General features: G+C 69.3%; 17 protein-coding genes. 4 read left to right on the top strand and 13 right to left on the bottom strand.

The annotated features are described in order from the left end of the window. Window positions 1–82 precede the first annotated feature (82 nt). Window positions 83–2,137, bottom strand: coding sequence for an APC family permease (locus tag ACNFOC_RS11345; protein ID WP_416958957.1), 2,055 nt, complete (start codon window positions 2,135–2,137; stop codon window positions 83–85). Between the two features lie 370 nt (window positions 2,138–2,507). Between ACNFOC_RS11345 and ACNFOC_RS11340 the strand changes: the two genes are divergently transcribed. Together ACNFOC_RS11340 and ACNFOC_RS11335 are read left to right on the top strand one after the other, a co-directional pair. Continuing rightward, on the top strand, window positions 2,508–3,179 hold the full coding sequence (locus ACNFOC_RS11340) for a potassium channel family protein (RefSeq protein ID WP_033283949.1): 672 nt from the start codon (window positions 2,508–2,510) through the stop codon (window positions 3,177–3,179). Then, window positions 3,179–3,856 (top strand): potassium channel family protein, encoded by a 678-nt coding sequence (locus tag ACNFOC_RS11335; protein WP_019061074.1) that lies wholly within the window; start codon window positions 3,179–3,181, stop codon window positions 3,854–3,856. The genes ACNFOC_RS11340 and ACNFOC_RS11335 overlap by 1 nt, the downstream gene beginning before the upstream one ends. Window positions 3,857–3,987: 131 nt before the next feature. Here ACNFOC_RS11335 and ACNFOC_RS11330 read toward each other — a convergent pair whose 3' ends face one another. From ACNFOC_RS11330 to ACNFOC_RS11295, 8 genes are all read right to left on the bottom strand, one after another. Next, window positions 3,988–4,755 (bottom strand): DUF3159 domain-containing protein, encoded by a 768-nt coding sequence (locus tag ACNFOC_RS11330; RefSeq protein ID WP_416958956.1) that lies wholly within the window; start codon window positions 4,753–4,755, stop codon window positions 3,988–3,990. Between the two features lie 3 nt (window positions 4,756–4,758). Next, window positions 4,759–5,157, bottom strand: coding sequence for an OB-fold nucleic acid binding domain-containing protein (locus tag ACNFOC_RS11325; protein WP_200678990.1), 399 nt, complete (start codon window positions 5,155–5,157; stop codon window positions 4,759–4,761). Window positions 5,158–5,202: 45 nt separating this feature from the next. After that, entirely contained in the window at window positions 5,203–5,886 is a 684-nt protein-coding gene (locus tag ACNFOC_RS11320; protein ID WP_019061071.1) for a response regulator, read from the bottom strand. Continuing rightward, entirely contained in the window at window positions 5,883–8,435 is a 2,553-nt protein-coding gene (locus tag ACNFOC_RS11315; RefSeq protein WP_416958955.1) for an ATP-binding protein, read from the bottom strand. The genes ACNFOC_RS11320 and ACNFOC_RS11315 overlap by 4 nt, the downstream gene beginning before the upstream one ends. 167 nt (window positions 8,436–8,602) lie before the next feature. Next, window positions 8,603–9,778, bottom strand: a complete 1,176-nt coding sequence (locus ACNFOC_RS11310) for an alginate lyase family protein (RefSeq protein ID WP_416958954.1) — start codon at window positions 9,776–9,778, stop codon at window positions 8,603–8,605. Window positions 9,779–9,939: 161 nt separating this feature from the next. Next, window positions 9,940–10,695: a DUF3710 domain-containing protein gene (locus tag ACNFOC_RS11305; RefSeq protein ID WP_406121205.1), complete on the bottom strand. Its 756-nt coding sequence runs from the start codon at window positions 10,693–10,695 to the stop codon at window positions 9,940–9,942. Between the two features lies 1 nt (window position 10,696). After that, the gene (dut, locus tag ACNFOC_RS11300; RefSeq protein ID WP_416958953.1) at window positions 10,697–11,212 is read right to left on the bottom strand and encodes a dUTP diphosphatase; all 516 of its coding nucleotides are present in this window, start codon (window positions 11,210–11,212) and stop codon (window positions 10,697–10,699) included. Then, complete coding sequence (locus tag ACNFOC_RS11295; RefSeq protein ID WP_416958952.1) at window positions 11,209–11,793, bottom strand: PaaI family thioesterase; 585 nt, start codon at window positions 11,791–11,793, stop codon at window positions 11,209–11,211. The genes dut and ACNFOC_RS11295 overlap by 4 nt, the downstream gene beginning before the upstream one ends. Before the next feature lie 58 nt (window positions 11,794–11,851). Between ACNFOC_RS11295 and ACNFOC_RS11290 the strand changes: the two genes are divergently transcribed. Then, complete coding sequence (locus ACNFOC_RS11290; protein WP_416958951.1) at window positions 11,852–12,313, top strand: DUF3093 domain-containing protein; 462 nt, start codon at window positions 11,852–11,854, stop codon at window positions 12,311–12,313. An 11-nt stretch (window positions 12,314–12,324) separates the two neighbouring features. Here ACNFOC_RS11290 and ACNFOC_RS11285 read toward each other — a convergent pair whose 3' ends face one another. The 4 genes from ACNFOC_RS11285 to ACNFOC_RS11270 all read right to left on the bottom strand — a co-directional run bounded on the left by ACNFOC_RS11285 (window position 12,325) and on the right by ACNFOC_RS11270 (window position 15,840). Next, window positions 12,325–13,242 (bottom strand): hypothetical protein, encoded by a 918-nt coding sequence (locus tag ACNFOC_RS11285; protein ID WP_416958950.1) that lies wholly within the window; start codon window positions 13,240–13,242, stop codon window positions 12,325–12,327. Window positions 13,243–13,255: 13 nt separating this feature from the next. After that, complete coding sequence (locus ACNFOC_RS11280; RefSeq protein WP_005481602.1) at window positions 13,256–13,552, bottom strand: DUF4193 domain-containing protein; 297 nt, start codon at window positions 13,550–13,552, stop codon at window positions 13,256–13,258. A gap of 395 nt (window positions 13,553–13,947) precedes the next feature. After that, window positions 13,948–15,180 carry a sensor histidine kinase gene (locus tag ACNFOC_RS11275; RefSeq protein WP_416958949.1) on the bottom strand — a complete coding sequence of 411 codons (1,233 nt, stop codon included), beginning with the start codon at window positions 15,178–15,180 and terminating at the stop codon, window positions 13,948–13,950. Between the two features lie 6 nt (window positions 15,181–15,186). After that, the gene (locus tag ACNFOC_RS11270; protein ID WP_010983842.1) at window positions 15,187–15,840 is read right to left on the bottom strand and encodes a response regulator transcription factor; all 654 of its coding nucleotides are present in this window, start codon (window positions 15,838–15,840) and stop codon (window positions 15,187–15,189) included. A 415-nt stretch (window positions 15,841–16,255) separates the two neighbouring features. On the opposite strand from ACNFOC_RS11270, the gene ACNFOC_RS11265 reads away from it, so the two are divergent. Continuing rightward, window positions 16,256–16,429 (top strand): hypothetical protein, encoded by a 174-nt coding sequence (locus ACNFOC_RS11265; protein WP_019061061.1) that lies wholly within the window; start codon window positions 16,256–16,258, stop codon window positions 16,427–16,429. The last annotated feature ends 307 nt before the right edge of the window (window positions 16,430–16,736 follow it).

The raw sequence follows: 16,736 nt of genomic DNA, 5'->3' as shown, positions 1-16,736 counted from the left end.
AACGTCAAAGGGGGTACGGCCGGACAACAGCCCACCAGTCTACGTGGACCCCGCCCGGCCGCTCACCACAAAGCCGCCGCAGCTAGAGCTTCGACTTGGAGGACGACTCGCTGTGCCGCTCCTCCGCGGGACCGCGCCGCACCGCACCCGGCGCACTCCACTCGCTCCGCTTCCGCGCCCGGTTCTTCGCCGCCTCGGAGGACTCCAGCTGGTACGGCACCGACGTCACCATCACGCCCGGCGTGAACAGCAGCCGGCCCTTGAGCCGCAGCGCGCTCTGGTTGTGGAGGAGATGCTCGTACCAGTGGCCGACGACGTACTCGGGGATGATCACGGACACCGCGTCCCGCGGCGACTCCTTCCGCAGCCCCTTCACGTACTCGATGATCGGCCGCGTGATCTCGCGGTACGGCGAGTCCAGCACCTTCAGCGGTACGTCGATCCCGCGCCGCTCCCACTCCTCGCGCAGCGCCTTGGTCTCCGCCGGGTCGACGTTGACGCTGAGCGCCTCCAGGGTGTCCGAGCGCATCAACTTGGCGTAGGCCAGGGCCCGTAGCGCCGGGCGGTGGATCTTGGAGATCAGGACGACCGAGTGGACGCGGGACGGGCGGAGGCTGTCGTCGCTGGGGCCCTCGGGGGCCGCGATCTCCTCGGCGACCCGGTCGTAGTGCTTACGGATCGCGGTCATCGTGGCGTAGAAGATGCACATGCCGAGCAGCGCCACCCAGGCGCCGTGCGTGAACTTCGTGACCAGGACGACGACCAGCACCAGGCCGGTGAAGAACGCGCCGAACGTGTTGATCGCGCGCGAGCGGACCATGTGGCGGCGCTTGGCCTGGTCCTTCTCGGTGGCCAGGTGGCGGTTCCAGTGCCGGACCATGCCGGTCTGGCTGAGGGTGAAGGAGACGAACACGCCCACGATGTACAGCTGGATCAGCCGGGTCGAGTCGGCGCCGTAGATCGCCAGCAGCAGTGCGGCCGTGCCGGCGAGCAGCACGATGCCGTTGGAGAAGGCCAGGCGGTCGCCCCGGGTGTGCAGCTGGCGCGGGAGGTAGCGGTCCTGGGCGAGGATCGAGCCGAGCAGCGGGAAGCCGTTGTACGCCGTGTTGGCGGCCAGGAACAGGACCAGCGCGGTGGCCGCGGCCAGCACGACGAACAGGAAGCTGCCCTTGCCGAACACGGCCTCGGCGACCTGCGAGATCACCGGGTTCTGGACATAGCCGGAGCCGATCGCGACGCCGTTGTGCAGCAGGTCATTGGCCGGGTTCTCGGCCATGCGGACCTTGGTCGTCATGGCGAGGGCGATGATCCCGCAGAACATCGTGACGGCCAGGATGCCCATCGCCGCGAGGGTGGTCGCCGCGTTCTTGGACTTGGGCTTGCGGAAGGCCGGGACGCCGTTGGAGATCGCCTCGACACCGGTGAGCGCCGCACACCCTGAGGAGAAGGCGCGCAGCAGCAGGAAGACCAGGGCGAAGCCCGCCAGGCCCTGGTGCTCGGCCCTGATGTGGTACTCGGCGGTCGGCGCGCGCATGGTGTCGCCGAGCACCAGTCCGCGGAAGGCGCCCCACGCGATCATGACGAAGACGCCCGCGACGAAGACGTACGTCGGGATCGCGAACAGCGAGCCGGACTCCTTCACCCCGCGCAGGTTCATCAGCGTGAGCAGGACCACGACGGCAACCGCGCAGATCACCTTGTGCTCGATCACGAACGGGATCGCGGAGCCGAGGTTCTCGATGCCTGAGGCGATCGAGACGGCGACGGTGAGGACGTAGTCGACGAGCAGCGCGCTGGCGACGGTGAGGCCGGCCTTGGGGCCGAGGTTGGTGGTGGCCACCTCGTAGTCGCCGCCGCCGCTGGGATAGGCGTGCACGTTCTGCCGGTAGGAGGCGACCACGGTGAACATCAGCACCACGACCGCGACGGCGATCCAGGGGCTGAAGTGGTACGCCGACACGCCCGCGATGGAGAGGACCAGCAGCACCTCGCCGGGCGCGTACGCCACGGAGGACAGCGGGTCGGAGGCGAAGACGGGGAGTGCGATGCGCTTCGGCAGGAGCGTTTCGCCCAACCGGTCGCTGCGCAGTGCGCGCCCGATGAGGATGCGCTTGGGCACGTCGGTCAGTTTGGACACAACAGAGGATCGTAGGCCTTCGAACAGGCGATCCTCTACTCGCCACCGTCTTAGACCCTGTCATCTGCCTCACGAGTGAAATCAGGGACGAGTGGAGCCGCGGATTCCGTCGGGAGCGCCGGCTCCGTGTCTATATGACAAAACCCCGCTCCCCACGCCTCCTGGAGGTTCCATGCCCGCGACCGCAGAGCTGATCGGCGCCCTGGCCGCCCTCGTCGGCCTCGGAATCCTCACCCTGGCCAGCGTGCGCAGCATCGGCCGCCGCTGACGCACAGGGGTGCCGTGGATGGACCGGGCGTGTGTAGCTTGGGCCTCGGTCTGAGACCCTGATGGGGCTGAGCATTGATTTCAGGACACCGGAAGGACGGTCGTGCACATCGTCATCATGGGCTGCGGCAGAGTGGGTTCCGCTCTCGCCCAGACCCTGGAGCAACAGGGGCACACGGTCGCCGTGATCGACCAGGACCCCACCGCCTTCCGTCGGCTGGGCCCGGGATTCGGCGGCCGCCGGGTCACCGGGGTCGGCTTCGACCAGGACACTCTCCGCGAAGCGGGCATCGAGGAGGCCGGCGCGTTCGCGGCCGTCTCCAGCGGTGACAACTCGAACATCATCTCCGCGCGCGTGGCCCGCGAGATGTTCGGCGTGGAGAACGTCGCGGCCCGTATCTACGACCCCCGCCGCGCCGAGGTCTACCAGCGCCTGGGCATCCCCACCGTGGCCACGGTCCGCTGGACCGCCGACCAGATGCTGCGCCGGCTGCTGCCCTCGGGCGCGGAGCCGCTGTGGCGGGACCCCACCGGCGGCGTCCAGCTCGCCGAGGTGCACGCCTCGGCCGCCTGGGTCGGCCAGCGGATCAGCAAGCTTCAGGAGGAGACGGGCGTCCGCGTGGCGTTCCTCACCCGTCTCGGCGAGGCGATGCTGCCCTCTTCGCAGACCGTGTTGCAGGAGGGCGACCTCGTGCACGTGATGATGCGTACGGACGAGGTCGACAAGGTCGAGGCGGCGTTCGCCAAGGGTCCCGAAGAGGAGGGCGGTCACTGATGAGGGTCGCCATTGCCGGAGCCGGCGCGGTCGGACGTTCGATCGCCGGTGAGCTGCTGGAGAACGGTCACGAGATCCTTCTCATCGACAAGGCCCCGACCGCGATCTCGGTCGAGCGGGTCCCCCAGGCGGAGTGGCTGCTGGCCGACGCCTGCGAGATCACGTCCCTGGACGAGGCGGCGTTGCAGCGCTGCAACGTCGTGATCGCCGCGACCGGCGACGACAAGGTCAACCTCGTCGTCTCCCTCCTCGCGAAGACGGAGTACGGCGTCCCGCGCGTCGTCGCCCGCGTCAACAACCCGAAGAACGAGTGGCTCTTCAACGAGTCCTGGGGCGTCGACGTGGCCGTCTCCACCCCGCGTCTGATGTCGGCCCTGGTCGAGGAGGCGGTGTCGGTCGGCGACCTCGTCCGCCTCCTCCGCTTCAGCCACGGCGACGCCAACCTCGTCGAGCTGACCCTCCCCGAGGAGTCCGCCCTCGCGGGCACCCAGGTCGGCGACGTGGAGTGGCCCGAGGACACGTCCCTGGTCACGATCATCCGCGGCACGCGCGTGCTGACGCCGTCCCGGGAAGACTCCCTGGAGGCGGGCGACGAGCTGCTGTTCGTGGCGGCTCAGGCGCGCGAGGAGCAGCTGGAGGACTTGTTGTCGGTCCGCCGGGAGGACGCGGCGAGCTGACCCCTTCGGGGATACGACGAGGAAGGGCGCCCTGAGATCTCAGGGCGCCCTTTCAACGTTCACTTCTCAACAGGCAGTAAACGGGTGGTGGGTGGGCATAGGTCCCAGGGGACGCCCACCGCGACGAACGGTCACCCATCACGCCGGTGTCGCGCACCGACCTCGCCGGAGGCCTCCGCGGCAGCCTTGCGTTCCTTCTCCGCCTGCTCCTCCGCCTCCATCTCCGCGAACACGTCGATCGGCGCGGGCGCCTTCGCCAGGAAGACCCAGGTGAGCCAGACGGCGAGGAGGAAGGGCGGGATCTTCAACGCGACCAGGACCCAGCCCAGTTGGGCGGTGTTGGCCCACCAGTAGAGCGGGAAGAGGATCGCGCACTTGGCGAGGAGGATCAGGCCCCAGGCCCAACTGGCCTTCGCGTAGGCCTTCTTGCGGCCGGGGTTGCGGGTCCGCCAGGAGAGGTTCTCCTTGAAGACCGGGCCGAGGATCAGGCCGATCAGCGGTACGCCCGCGAGCGTCGTGATGATGTACGCGAGCGCGAGCCCCAACGTGTAGAGCATGCCGGGGAGATAGAAGTTCTTGGCGTTGTTCGTCATCATCGCGAAGACGACACCGAAGGCGACGCCGAAGACGCCGCTGAAGGCGTGCTTGACGGTGTCCCGCATCACCAGCCGGACCACGACCAGGGCCAGCGCCACGGCCAGCGCGGCGATCGCCGACCAGTGCAGGTTCTTGTTGATGGTGAAGATGCTGACGAAGAGGAGACCGGGCAGGACCGTTTCGATCATGCCGCGCAGTCCGCCGAACGCCTCGAAGAGGGCTGCCTCGGTCACCGCCCGGACATCCTGCTCGCTGTCTTCGGCGTCCACGGTGTCCGCGGTCGGCTTGTCGAGCGACGTCACCGGCTACTCCCGTCCGAGGGGTCTCAGTTCGTATTTGGGGTTGAAGAGCACCCGGCGGCCTCTGCTCATCGAGATCCGGCCGGACGCGATCAGCTTGCGCCCCGGTTCTATCCCCACGATGGAACGCCTGCCGAGCCACACCACGTCCAGCGCGGCCGAACCGTCGAACAGCTCGGCCTCCAGGGCCGGAACTCCCGCCCGGGGGCGCAGCGTGACCGTGCGCAACGTACCAGTAACCGTCACGATCTGTCGGTCGTGGCAGTCGCCGATCCGGACACAGCCCTCGGTCTCGGCGTCCTCACGCAGCTCCTCCGACTCCAGGTCCTCCTGCGAGGTGGAGAGCCGGTCGAGCATCCGCCGGAACCGTCCGGCCGGCTTTTCGGAACGAGGGACAGCGCTCATATCTGAAGCGTACCGGGGTCCACCGACAGCGACGTACCCGCGGCCCTAGCGCTCGAACCGGTATCCCATACCGGGCTCCGTGATGAAGTGCTTCGGATGCGCGGGGTCCGTCTCCAGCTTGCGCCGCAGCTGGGCCATGTACACGCGCAGGTAGTTCGTCTCGGTCCCGTACGACGGCCCCCACACCTCCTGGAGCAGCTGCTTCTGGCTGACCAGCCGCCCCGTGTTGCGCACCAGCACCTCCAGCAGATGCCACTCCGTGGGGGTCAGCCGTACGTCCCGCCCGTCCCGCTGGACCTTCTTGGCGGCCAGGTCGACGGTGAACTCCTCGGTCTCGACCAGGACGTCGTCCTCGCCGCCCCCGGTGGGCTCGGCCCGGCGCACGGCGGCCCGCAGCCGGGCCAGCAGCTCGTCCATGCCGAACGGCTTGGTGACGTAGTCGTCGGCGCCCGCGTCCAGCGCCTCGACCTTCTCGTCGGAGGAGTGCCGCGCGGACAGCACGAGGATCGGCACCCGGGTCCAGCCGCGCAGCCCCCGGATCACCTCGACGCCGTCCATGTCGGGCAGCCCCAGGTCGAGGACGACCACGTCCGGGTGGCGGGAGGCGGCGAGGTCGAGGGCGGTCTTGCCGTCGGCGGCCGCGTCGACCTCGTACTTCCGCGCCTTGAGGTTGATCACGAGGGCCCGCACGATCTGCGGCTCATCCTCGACCACGAGGACCCTGGTCATGAGGCCTGCCTTTCCGGTTGTACGTCAAACACGTCATGCGCGTTGTCCACGATGCCGTCCGCCGCGCGGAGCGTGAGCACCATGGTGAGGCCGCCGCCGGGGGTGTCCTCGGCGTTGAGGGTGCCGTTCATCGCCTCGGTGAAGCCGCGCGCCACGGCGAGACCGAGTCCCACTCCGGCGCCGCGCGGGGCATCGCCGTAGCGCTGGAAGGGCTCGAATATGCGGTCCTTGGCCTCGTCCGGGACTCCCGGGCCCCGGTCGACCACCCGTACCTCGACGCGCTCGGCGATGGCGCTGGCGGACACCAGGACGGTTTCGCCGGGCGGGCTGTACTTGACCGCGTTCTCGACCAGGTTGGCCACCGCGCGCTCCAGGAGCCCGGGGTCGACGGCCACCATGGGCAGCGTCTCCGGGATGTCGAGTTCGGCGCTGCCTTCGGGGACCCCGCCGAGCGCCATCGGCACCACCTCGTCGAGGTCGATCTCGCGGATGATCGGCGTGACCGTGCCGGTCTGGAGGCGGGACATGTCGAGCAGGTTGCCCACGAGGTGGTCGAGCCGGTCGGCGCCGGCCTCGATGCCCTCCAGCAGCTCGGCCTGGTCCTCCTCGGACCACGCCACGTCGTCGGACCGCAGACTCGACACGGCCGCCTTGATGCCGGCCAGCGGCGTCCGCAGATCGTGGCTCACGGCCGCCAGGAGGGCCGTACGGATGCGATTGCCCTCGGCGAGCGCACGGGCCTGGTCGGCCTCCTCACGCAGGCGCCTGCGGTCCAGTACGACGGCTGCCTGCGCGGCGAAGGCGGCGAGGACGCGGCGGTCGGAGGCGGGCAGCACCCGGCCGGTCAGCGCGAGGGCCATGTGGTCGCCGACCGGCATGTCCACGTCGCCGTCCTCGGGCCGCTCCAGCGGCGCCCCGACGCCCACCCGGCCCGCGCAGGTCCAGGGCTCCACATCGCTCTTGCGCTCCAGCAGGGCCACGGACTCCATGCCGAAGGTCTCCCGGACGCGCTCCAAGAGGGCCTCCAGGCTGGTCTCGCCGCGCAGCACGCTGCCCGCGAGAAAGGACAGGATCTCCGACTCGGCGCGCAGTCTGGCGGCCTGCTGGGTGCGTCTCGCGGCGAGGTCCACCACGGAGGCCACGGACACGGCGACGCCGACGAAGATCGCGATGGCGACGATGTTCTTGGGGTCGGCGATCGTCAGCCGGTGCAGCGGGGGCGTGTAGTAGTAGTTCAGCAGGAACGAGCCGAGGGCCGCCGAGACCAGCGCCGGCAGCAGCCCGCCGAGTAGCGCCGCCGCCACCGTCAGCGACAGGAACAGCAGCATGTCGTTGGCGAGGCCGAGATGGACGGCGTTCAGCAGGATCGCGAGCCCCACCGGCCCGACCACGCCGACCAGCCACCCCGAGACGATCCGGGCCCGCCCGAGCCGCGCACCCCGGGACACGGGCAGCCCGCGCCCCTTGGCGACCTCCTCGTGGGTGACGATGTGGACGTCCAGGTCGGGACCGGACTCGCGGGCGACCGTGGCGCCCACCCCCGGCCCGAAGACGTACTGCCAGGTCTTGCGGCGCGAGGAGCCGAGGACGATCTGCGTGGCGTTCACCCCGCGCGCGAAGTCGAGCAGCGCGGCCGGGATGTCGTCGCCCACTACGTGGTGGAAGGTCCCGCCGAGGTCCTCGGCGAGCGTGCGCTGGAGGGCGAGTTCCTTCGGGGAGGCCGCGGTCAGGCCGTCGCTGCGGGAGATGTAGACGGCCAGCACCTCACCGCCGGCCCCCTTCTCGGCGAGCCGCGCGGCCCGCCGTATCAACGTCCGTCCTTCCGGCCCGCCGGTCAGTCCTACGACGATCCGCTCGCGCGAACCCCAGATCGCCGAGACCTGGTGCTCACTGCGGTACTCCTGGAGATACTCGTCGACCCGGTCGGCCACCCACAGCAGCGCCAACTCCCGCAGGGCGGTGAGGTTTCCGGGCCGGAAGTAGTTCGACAGGGCCGCGTCGACCTTGTCGGGCTTGTAGATGTTGCCGTGCGCCATCCGGCGACGGAGCGCCTGGGGCGACATGTCGACGAGTTCGATCTGGTCGGCCCGCCGGACGACCTCGTCGGGCACGGTCTCCTGCTGCCGCACTCCGGTGATCGACTCGACGACATCGCCGAGGGACTCGAGGTGCTGGATGTTGACGGTGGACACCACATCAATACCGGCCGCGAGCAGCTCCTCGATGTCCTGCCAGCGCTTGGTGTTGCGGGAGCCCGGGATGTTGGTGTGGGCGAGTTCGTCCACCAGGGCGACGGCGGGGGCCCGGCGCAGCACCGCGTCGACGTCCATCTCGGTGAAGACGGTCCCCCGGTAGGCCAGCTCCGCGCGCGGGACCTGCTCCAGGCCGTGCAGCATCACCTCGGTGCGGGCCCTGTCGTGGTGCTCCACGAAGGCGACCACGCAGTCGGTGCCCCGCTCCACCCTGCGGTGGGCCTCGGACAGCATGGCGTACGTCTTGCCGACGCCCGGTGCCGCACCGAGGTAGATCCGAAGCTTGCCGCGTCCCATGGCCCCATTGTCTTCCCGTCACACCCGTGTACGCAGCGTCGACTTTACGGCCAATAAGTCCGACAAATGGGGTGGCGAGCGCGGGACGGGACGTCTTTGACGCATCCCTGATGCCCGTACGGCTACGGCACCGTACGGGCATCAGGATCCGGCGATGTTCAGGATGTTCAGTTGGGGTTGTCGCCGTGGGTGAGGGTCTCCCAGGCCACGAAGAGGTTGTTGCTGCCGGCCGGGCGGTTGTTCAGGGTGAGCGTCTGGGTGTTGGTCATGGCGATGCCCAGGCGGTTGTGCAGGGCGTTGTAGCCGACCTCGGTGACCGGCCCGAGCCCGAGGGTCAGCGACCCGCCGCACAGCCAGCTCGGGACGGCCGTGCCCAGCTGGTACTTGGCCTGGAACCCGAGCGCCTGCCGCAGCCGCTCCCCCACGTCGGTGCCGTAGAGGTCGGCGCCCTGGATCCGGCTGGTCTCGGCGACGTGCGAGATCGAGGAGAGGCCGTACCCGGTGTGCGTGAAGTCGCGGCACGTCTCCTGGGTGAGCCCGGTGACGAAGGTCGACTGGCCCTGCCAGTAACTGACGATCTTCGCCGTGGTGTTGAGGTTCTGGCTCGGCACGGTCTTCGGTACGGAACCGTCCGAGGCGAGGTAGATGTACGCGGCCGTCCGCGTCCGGAAGATCGCCATGGCCTTGTCGTACGACGTCTTGTCCTCCAGGAAGACGGAGATGCCGACCGCGGCGTCCATCATCGTCAGCTCCCAGTTCCCGTTGGAATTGGAGCCGTTGATGATCTCGGGCAGGTACACGTTGCGCAGCATGGTCGAGAAGCGGGCCGAGTTGGTCCACGTCCCGGTGTACGTGTACTTGATGATCTCGGCGGCCTTGGGCCAGGAGGAGCCTGCCCAGCCGGTCTGGAGGGGCGCGTTGCTGTTGGTGTGGCTGGTGATCGTGGCCGACCAGGCGTCCATGATCTCGATGGCCTTCTGGGCGTAGCGCGCGTCCTTGGTGATGTACCAGGCGAGCGCGTCGGTGTAGGCCGCGATCGCGTCCTCGCGCTCGTCGGTGCAGCCGTAGTTGGGGTTGGAGTACGAGCCGCACTCGACGACGGCTCTGGGCTTCGGGGTGCGACTCAGGCTGGCGTAGGAGCTGGCCATCATCTGGTCGTAGGCGCCCTTCCAGGGCTGGGCGCCGGCGAGGACCTCGGTGCGGGCGAAGTCCAACTGGCTCCGGGAGACGTCGACTCCGGGATGGACGAAGGTGGCGGGGGCCGCCTGGGCGGTGGTGCCGGGCTGGGCGAAGAAGCCCAGCACCAGCGCGGTGACGACGGAGAGCAGGGCAGCGCGGCGCACGGTGACTCCGTTCTCGTATGTGAACACAGAGCACCCTCATGAACTTGGGCGTTGAGCCGAGACCATAGGTACGGACCAATGAGCCGTCAAGAGTGCGCGCACGACGAAGGGCCGCACCCCCGGAGGGGTACAGCCCTTTTTCGCCTGTTCCGGTGTTCCCGCTAGCGGACCTCGGTGATCTCCGGTCCGCGCTGCAACTGGCCCATACCGCCGGAGAAGCGGGAACCCGCCTCCTCCTGCTGGACGCCCTCGGGAACCATCTGGGCGTCGTTCGGCAACTTCAGGACGATCGGGTCGCGGGGCGCCATCGGGCCCTCGCCGCGCACGACGACCGTGTCCCGGAAGATCTGTTCGAGCAGACCGGCCGCCTGCGGCTGCACCGCGCCCTGCCCGGAGATCACCCCGCGCAGGAACCAGCGCGAACCGTCCACGCCGACGAACCGCACGACCTGGAAACCGCCCGTGCCGTCCGGCAGTTGCACCGGAACCTGCGCGCGCAGCTCCCAGCCCAGTGGCCCCTCGACCTCGTCGACGATGCCGCCCTGCTGGGTGATGCCGCTGGCGATCTCCTCGCGGACCTCACCCCAGATGCCCTCCCGCTTGGGAGCGGCGAAGGCCTGCAACTGGATGGCACTGTCCTTGAGGACCACGGTGGCGGCGACGATCGCGTCGCCCGCGACCTCGACCCGCAGCTCCATGCCGTCGACTCCCGGCACGAACAGACCGCCCAGGTCCACCCGGCCCTCGGCGGGGTCGCCGACCTCCGAGTCGTCCCAGGGTCCGTCGGGGCGGGGCTCCGGCTCGAGCTTCACGCGCTCGACCGACTCGTCCGCCTCAGTGTCGACGTCGTCGACGACCTGCTCGGCCTCGCTCGCCGCGTCCTCGGCGGCAGTGCCCTTCTTGCGACGTCCGAACACGTCACTGTCCTTCCCGGTCGGATACGACCGAAGCGTATCGATTCCCACCCGTGGTGCCGCCCACGGCGGCGTGACCGCCGGTGGACCCGAAGCCCCCCTCGGCCCGCGCCGATTCGGGAAGCTCCGCGACCTCCTGGAAGCGGACCCTCTCGACCTGCTGGACGACCAGCTGGGCGATCCGGTCGAAGCGCTCGAACCGAACCGACTCGTACGGGTCGAGATTCACCACGATCACCTTGATCTCCCCACGGTACCCGGCATCAACCGTCCCCGGGGCATTCACCAGGGCAACACCGCAGCGGGCGGCGAGCCCCGAACGAGGGTGCACGAAGGCCGCGTACCCCTCGGGGAGCGCGATAGACACCCCCGTGGGCAGCACGGCCCGTTCACCCGGCTTCAGTTCCCGGCTCTCGGTGGTCCGCAGATCGGCCCCCGCGTCACCGGGATGCTCGTACGACGGAAGCGGTACGTCCGGGTCGACGCGCCGGATCAGCACGTCCAGGGGGCTACGGCTCACGGGTTCACCTCGAAGGCACGGGTACGCCGGACCTGGTCCGGGTCGTCCATGGCGGCCCGGATCTCCTGCGGGCGGCCGTTGTCGATGAAGTGGTCGACCTTCACCTCGACGAAGAGGGCGTCGGCGCGCACGGCGACGGGCCCGTCGGGGCCGCCGATGCGTCCGGTGGCGGTCGAGTAGATCTTCCGGCCGGCCACGGCCGTCACCTCGGCCTCCAGGTACAGCACGGTGTCCACGGGCACCGGCCGGACGAAGTCGGTCTCCAGCCGGCCGGTCACCGCGATCGTCCGCAGCAGCCAGTTCAGCGAGCCGAGGGTCTCGTCCAGCGCGCTGGCGAGCACACCGCCGTGCGCGAGGCCCGGGGCGCCCTGATGGGCGGCCCGCACGGTGAACTCGGCGGTGATGGTGACGCCTTCACCGGCCCGCGCCTCCAGGTGCAGCCCGTGCGACTGGTCGCCACCACATCCGAAACACTGTTCGTAGTGCGCACCGAGCAGCTCGCCCGGCGCGGGCGCGTCAGGGTGCCGCACCGGTTTCACGGCGTCGGACGGGGGCTCAAGAGCTGGAGAAGTACCACTCACAGCCGCAGACCTTACCCGCGCGTCGGTATGTTCCGGACACCGTGCCAAGCTTGGCTCCATGCAGCTTTCCGCCTCCCCCTACGACGAGCGCCTCACCGCCCCCCGTTCGTGGTGGTTCATCTCGTTCCTGGTGGGCGTCTCCTTCGCCCTGATCCTGCTGCCCTTCGGCACCCTGCCGCTGCTCGGCGGCCTGGTCGGCGGCACCGCGGCCGCATCCGTCATGGCCAGCTCCTACGGCTCGCTGCGCATCCGGATCGTGGGCGACCAGCTGATCGCCGGCGAGGCGAAGATCCCGGTGACGGCCCTGGGCGAGGCGGAGATCCTGGACCCGGAGGAGGCGCGCGCCTGGCGCACCTACAAGGCCGACACCCGCGCCTTCCTGCTGCTGCGCTCGTACATCCCGAGGGCGCTGCGCGTCGAGGTCACCGACCCGGACGACCCGACGCCGTACCTGTATCTGTCGACCCGTGAGCCGGAGCGGCTGGCGGAGGCCCTGAAGGCGGCGCGGGCCGCGGTCTAGGAACCGGCCCTCTAGCGACCGAGTTCCTTCGGGATCTCACCCATCCGGAGCGGGTCCGGCGGGGTCTCCAGGGGCGGCAGTTCAGGCAGCGCGTCCCACGGGACCTGGGCCTTGCGCAGGTCCTTGCGGATGCGCTCGGCGAGTTTCTTGGTGTCCCGGCGGTTCATGACCGCTCCGACGGCGGCGCCGACCATGAAGGGCATCAGGTTCGGCAGGTCGCGAACCATGCGTTTCATGATCTGCTGGCGCAGCTCGCGCTTCATGTGGCCGTTCAGCGCGGCGCTCATGGTCGACGGTTTGGTCACGTCGATACCGCGCTCCCCGGACCAGGAGTTCAGATACGTGGTGCTGCGCTGCCGGAGGTCGCCGGGCGGACGGGCGCCGTAGACCTCGTAGAGCTCGGCGATCAGCTTCAGCTCGATCGCGGCGACGCCGGTGATCTCGGCGGCCAGTTCGGTGGGCATAGCCGGGGGCACCGGCAGCATCGCCGCGGCTCCGATTCCCGCGCCGACCGTCGACGTCGCGTTCGCCGCGCCCGCCACCAGTTTGTCGGCGAGCTGCTCGGGGTCGAGGCCCGGGAACTGTCGCCGAAGCGCCTCGAGGTCCCGTACGGGGATCCGCGGGGCGATGTCGATGATGCGGTCGGCGAGGTACGCCAGACCGGCCCTGGCCCGGCTGCCGCCCTTACGGACGCCTTCCTTGGCCTTGTCCCGGATGACCGCCACCCGTCGTTTGGCGACGGGGGCGGCTGCGGGAACGTCCGCCGGCACCGGGAAGTCAGCCCGGTCGGCCGCCGGTTCGAGCGAGGCTGATCCCTGGTCGGATGAGCCCCGCTCGTCGTCACGCGCGCCATGAGGACCGTCGGTCGGTCCTTCGTCCGCTCCCGGCTTGAGGGAGCGGCGCTTCCAGGGTGGGGTCGAGCCAGTCACGGCCGACCCCTCCTCAGTCGCAGTCGCGGCAGATCGGCTGGCCATTCTTCTCGCGGGCCAGCTGGCTGCGGTGGTGCACCAGGAAGCAGCTCATGCAGGTGAACTCGTCCTGCTGCTTGGGCAGCACCCGGACGGCCAGCTCTTCGTTCGAGAGGTCCGCTCCGGGCAGCTCGAGGCCCTCGGCGGCCTCGAATTCGTCGACGTCCACTGCGGAAGTCGACTTGTCGTTCCTACGCGCCTTGAGCTCTTCAAGGCTGTCCGAGTCGACGTCGTCGTCGGTCTTGCGTGGGGTGTCGTAATCCGTTGCCATGTCGCGCTCTCCCCCTCTGGGTGTCTGCGGTGTCTCCAGCGCACGTAACGCGTGAGAGGCCGGACTTGTGCCCGACCTGAGGCGGAGATTTTGCCTCACATCAAGGTCTGTTACTCAATCGACACCCAACCGGACCCCTCAAGAGTGATCGGCTTGGATGGCGAAGGGGACCGTACACGGTCCTCATGCCGCTCTTCAAAGGCACCTCACCGTGTACTTCCCGTGATCAAGACCCCCGAAAACCCGGATTATCCCGGCTTTCCGACAGGGTGCATGATCACGGAGAGTAGATGGCCTGAAAATCGCGCTTGTGATCGATCACACACGAGGGTGCCGGAGAAGCGGCCAGAAAATTCCGCGCAAAGCGAACATCCTTGTGTGTCGGCGACATGATCTCAGATGGGCAGGGTGACTCGCATCACGAGTCCACCCCCCTCACGCGGCTGGGCCGAGATATGGCCGCCGTGTGCGCGCGCCACGGACCGCGCGATCGACAGACCGAGCCCCACACCCTTGTCGCTGCCCGTTCGCTCCGTACGCAGCCGCCTGAAGGGCTCGAAGAGGTTGTCGATCTCGTACGCCGGGACCACCGGACCCGTGTTCGAGACGACCAGCACCGCATGACCGTGCTGCACCTCGGTGGTGACCTCGACCCAGCCGTCCTCCGGCACGTTGTACCGCACCGCGTTCTGCACCAGGTTCAGGGCGATCCGCTCCAGCAGGACGCCGTTGCCCTGGACGACCGCGGGTTTCTGCTCACCGCGGATCACCACTCCCTTGGCCGCCGCCTCGCCGTTCACCTGGTCGACGGCCTGCTCGGCGACCTCGGCGAGGTCCACGGGCTTGCGCTCGACGATCTGGTTGTCGCTGCGGGCGAGCAGCAGCAGACCCTCGACGAGCTGCTCGCTGCGCTCGTTGGTGGCCAGCAGCGTCTTGCCGAGCTGCTGGAGCTCGATGGGGGCGCCGGGATCGGACAGATGCACTTCCAGGAGAGTGCGGTTGATCGCCAGCGGGGTGCGCAGCTCGTGCGACGCGTTCCCCACGAAGCGCTGCTGGGCGGTGAAGGCCCGCTGCAGCCGGTCCAGCATCTCGTCGAAGGTGTCCGCGAGTTCCTTGAGCTCGTCGTCCGGGCCGTCCAGCTCGATCCGGCGGGACAGGTCGGAGCCGGCCACCGCGCGGGCGGTCCGGGTGATCCGGCCCAGCGGGGACAGCACCCGGCCCGCCATCGCGTACCCGAAGGCGAAGGCGATGATCGCGAGGCCGAGCAGGGCCAGCAGCGAGCGGCTGAGCAGGTCGTCAAGAGCGTGCTGGCGCTGCTCGTTGACGCACTCGTTCATCGCGCTGTTCATCTCGGTCGCCGACGGCTGCGACGGGAAGTTGCAGGTCTTGCTGCTCACCGAGCCTTCGAGGATCTTGAACGGCAGATCGCTGCCCACGTTCAACGCGTGCGCGGCGAGCAGGTAGATGATCGACAGCAGCAGGATGCCGGCGATCAGGAACATGCCGCCGTACAGCAGCGTGAGCCTTATGCGGATGGTGGGACGCAGCCAGGGGAACGGCGGTTCGGGCCTTCTGGGGTCCCACGTGGGCTTCGGGGGCGCCTGGGGAGGCGCGGGGGTCGTGGCCACAGTGGATCAGATCCGGTAACCGGAGCCGGGGACGGTGACGATGACCGGGGGCTCGCCGAGCTTGCGGCGCAGCGTCATGACGGTCACCCGCACGACATTGGTGAACGGGTCCGTGTTCTCGTCCCAGGCCTTCTCCAGGAGCTGCTCCGCGGAGACGACGGCGCCCTCGCTGCGCAGCAGCACCTCCAGGACGGCGAACTCCTTGGGCGCGAGCTGGACTTCCTTGCCGTCGCGGAACACCTCGCGGCGGTTCGGGTCGAGCTTGATGCCGGCGCGCTCCAGGACGGGCGGCAGCGGCACGCTCGTACGACGCCCGAGGGCACGCACGCGTGCCGTCAGCTCGCTGAACGCGAAGGGCTTGGGCAGATAGTCGTCGGCGCCGATCTCCAGGCCCTCGACACGGTCGCTGACGTCGCCGGACGCGGTGAGCATCAGCACGCGTGTGGGCATGCCGAGCTCGACGATCTTGCGGCAGACGTCGTCGCCGTGCACGAGGGGGAGGTCGCGGTCGAGGACGACCACGTCGTAGTCGTTGACGCCGATGCGCTCCAGGGCGGCCGCACCGTCGTACACGACGTCGACGGCCATGGCCTCCCGGCGCAGTCCGGTGGCCACCGCATCGGCGAGCAGCTGCTCGTCCTCGACGACGAGTACGCGCACGTCGCTTGTCCTTCCTCTGTCCACCCGCGTAGCGCGCCTCGGCGCACACGGGCAGGGTCTTCGTGGCTGTGTGACCTCCATCCTGCCCTTTTCGGCCATAAGTCGGCTGTAAGGCGGCCGGGCGCAAGATGAAGGTCCGGTGTGAGGCCCGGGAATGCGGGATTTTCTCGGTGGGTTGAGGTTTCCACGGAAGGGAGCGCGGGGAGGACGGCTTTACACCCCGCGATCACGCTCTGCACGTGGCAAGCCACCTTGTGGTACGTCCAACCGCTTCCGCAGAGCGGGCGTGGGTGTCCGGCACCGTCGCCGCCCAGCCAGGGCAGCGCTGGGCACCCCATCCGCAGACGTGATCGCCCCTTCCGGACGGCACACCCCCGTGCCAAACGACCCACGACCCAGGACGAGGGGGCGCAGCATGGACGCATTCACCGCAGGACTTCTGCAGCGCATAAGGGCGACCGAGACCGACCTGACGCGGGCTCGTGACGAGGGCGACGACTTCCTCGTCGAGGTGGAACAGGCCGAGCTCGACGACCTGCGCCGCCTCGCCGCCGACCACGGTGTGGAGGTCGGCGCGACGAGCGTCTGATCAGCGCAAACAGCAGAAAAGCAGGCCCCTGGCGAATCCAGCGCCGGGGGCCCGCCGCTTTTCGCCCTTGAAACCTACGGCGTTCAGCTCAACCCCGGGCGAGGGCCCACCAAGTTGGCCTGTCCCCACGCCGACGGCCGAGAGGGAGCCGTAGGGGCGCGCCGGTGTCGAGAGCCCCAGCGCGCGGAGGCCCGAAGGGTCGAGCACGGTGGGGCTCTCGACACCGGCTCCCAGCGCCCCGAAGGCGACCGAACCAAAAGAGGTGCGCGCGGGGTGCCTTCTCAACACGGGCCCACCCACCCGGCAC

Origin of the sequence: Streptomyces colwelliae (assembly GCF_048158785.1) — a bacterium.
GTDB lineage: Bacteria > Actinomycetota > Actinomycetes > Streptomycetales > Streptomycetaceae > Streptomyces.
This window is presented reverse-complemented; position numbering and strand designations above follow the sequence as displayed.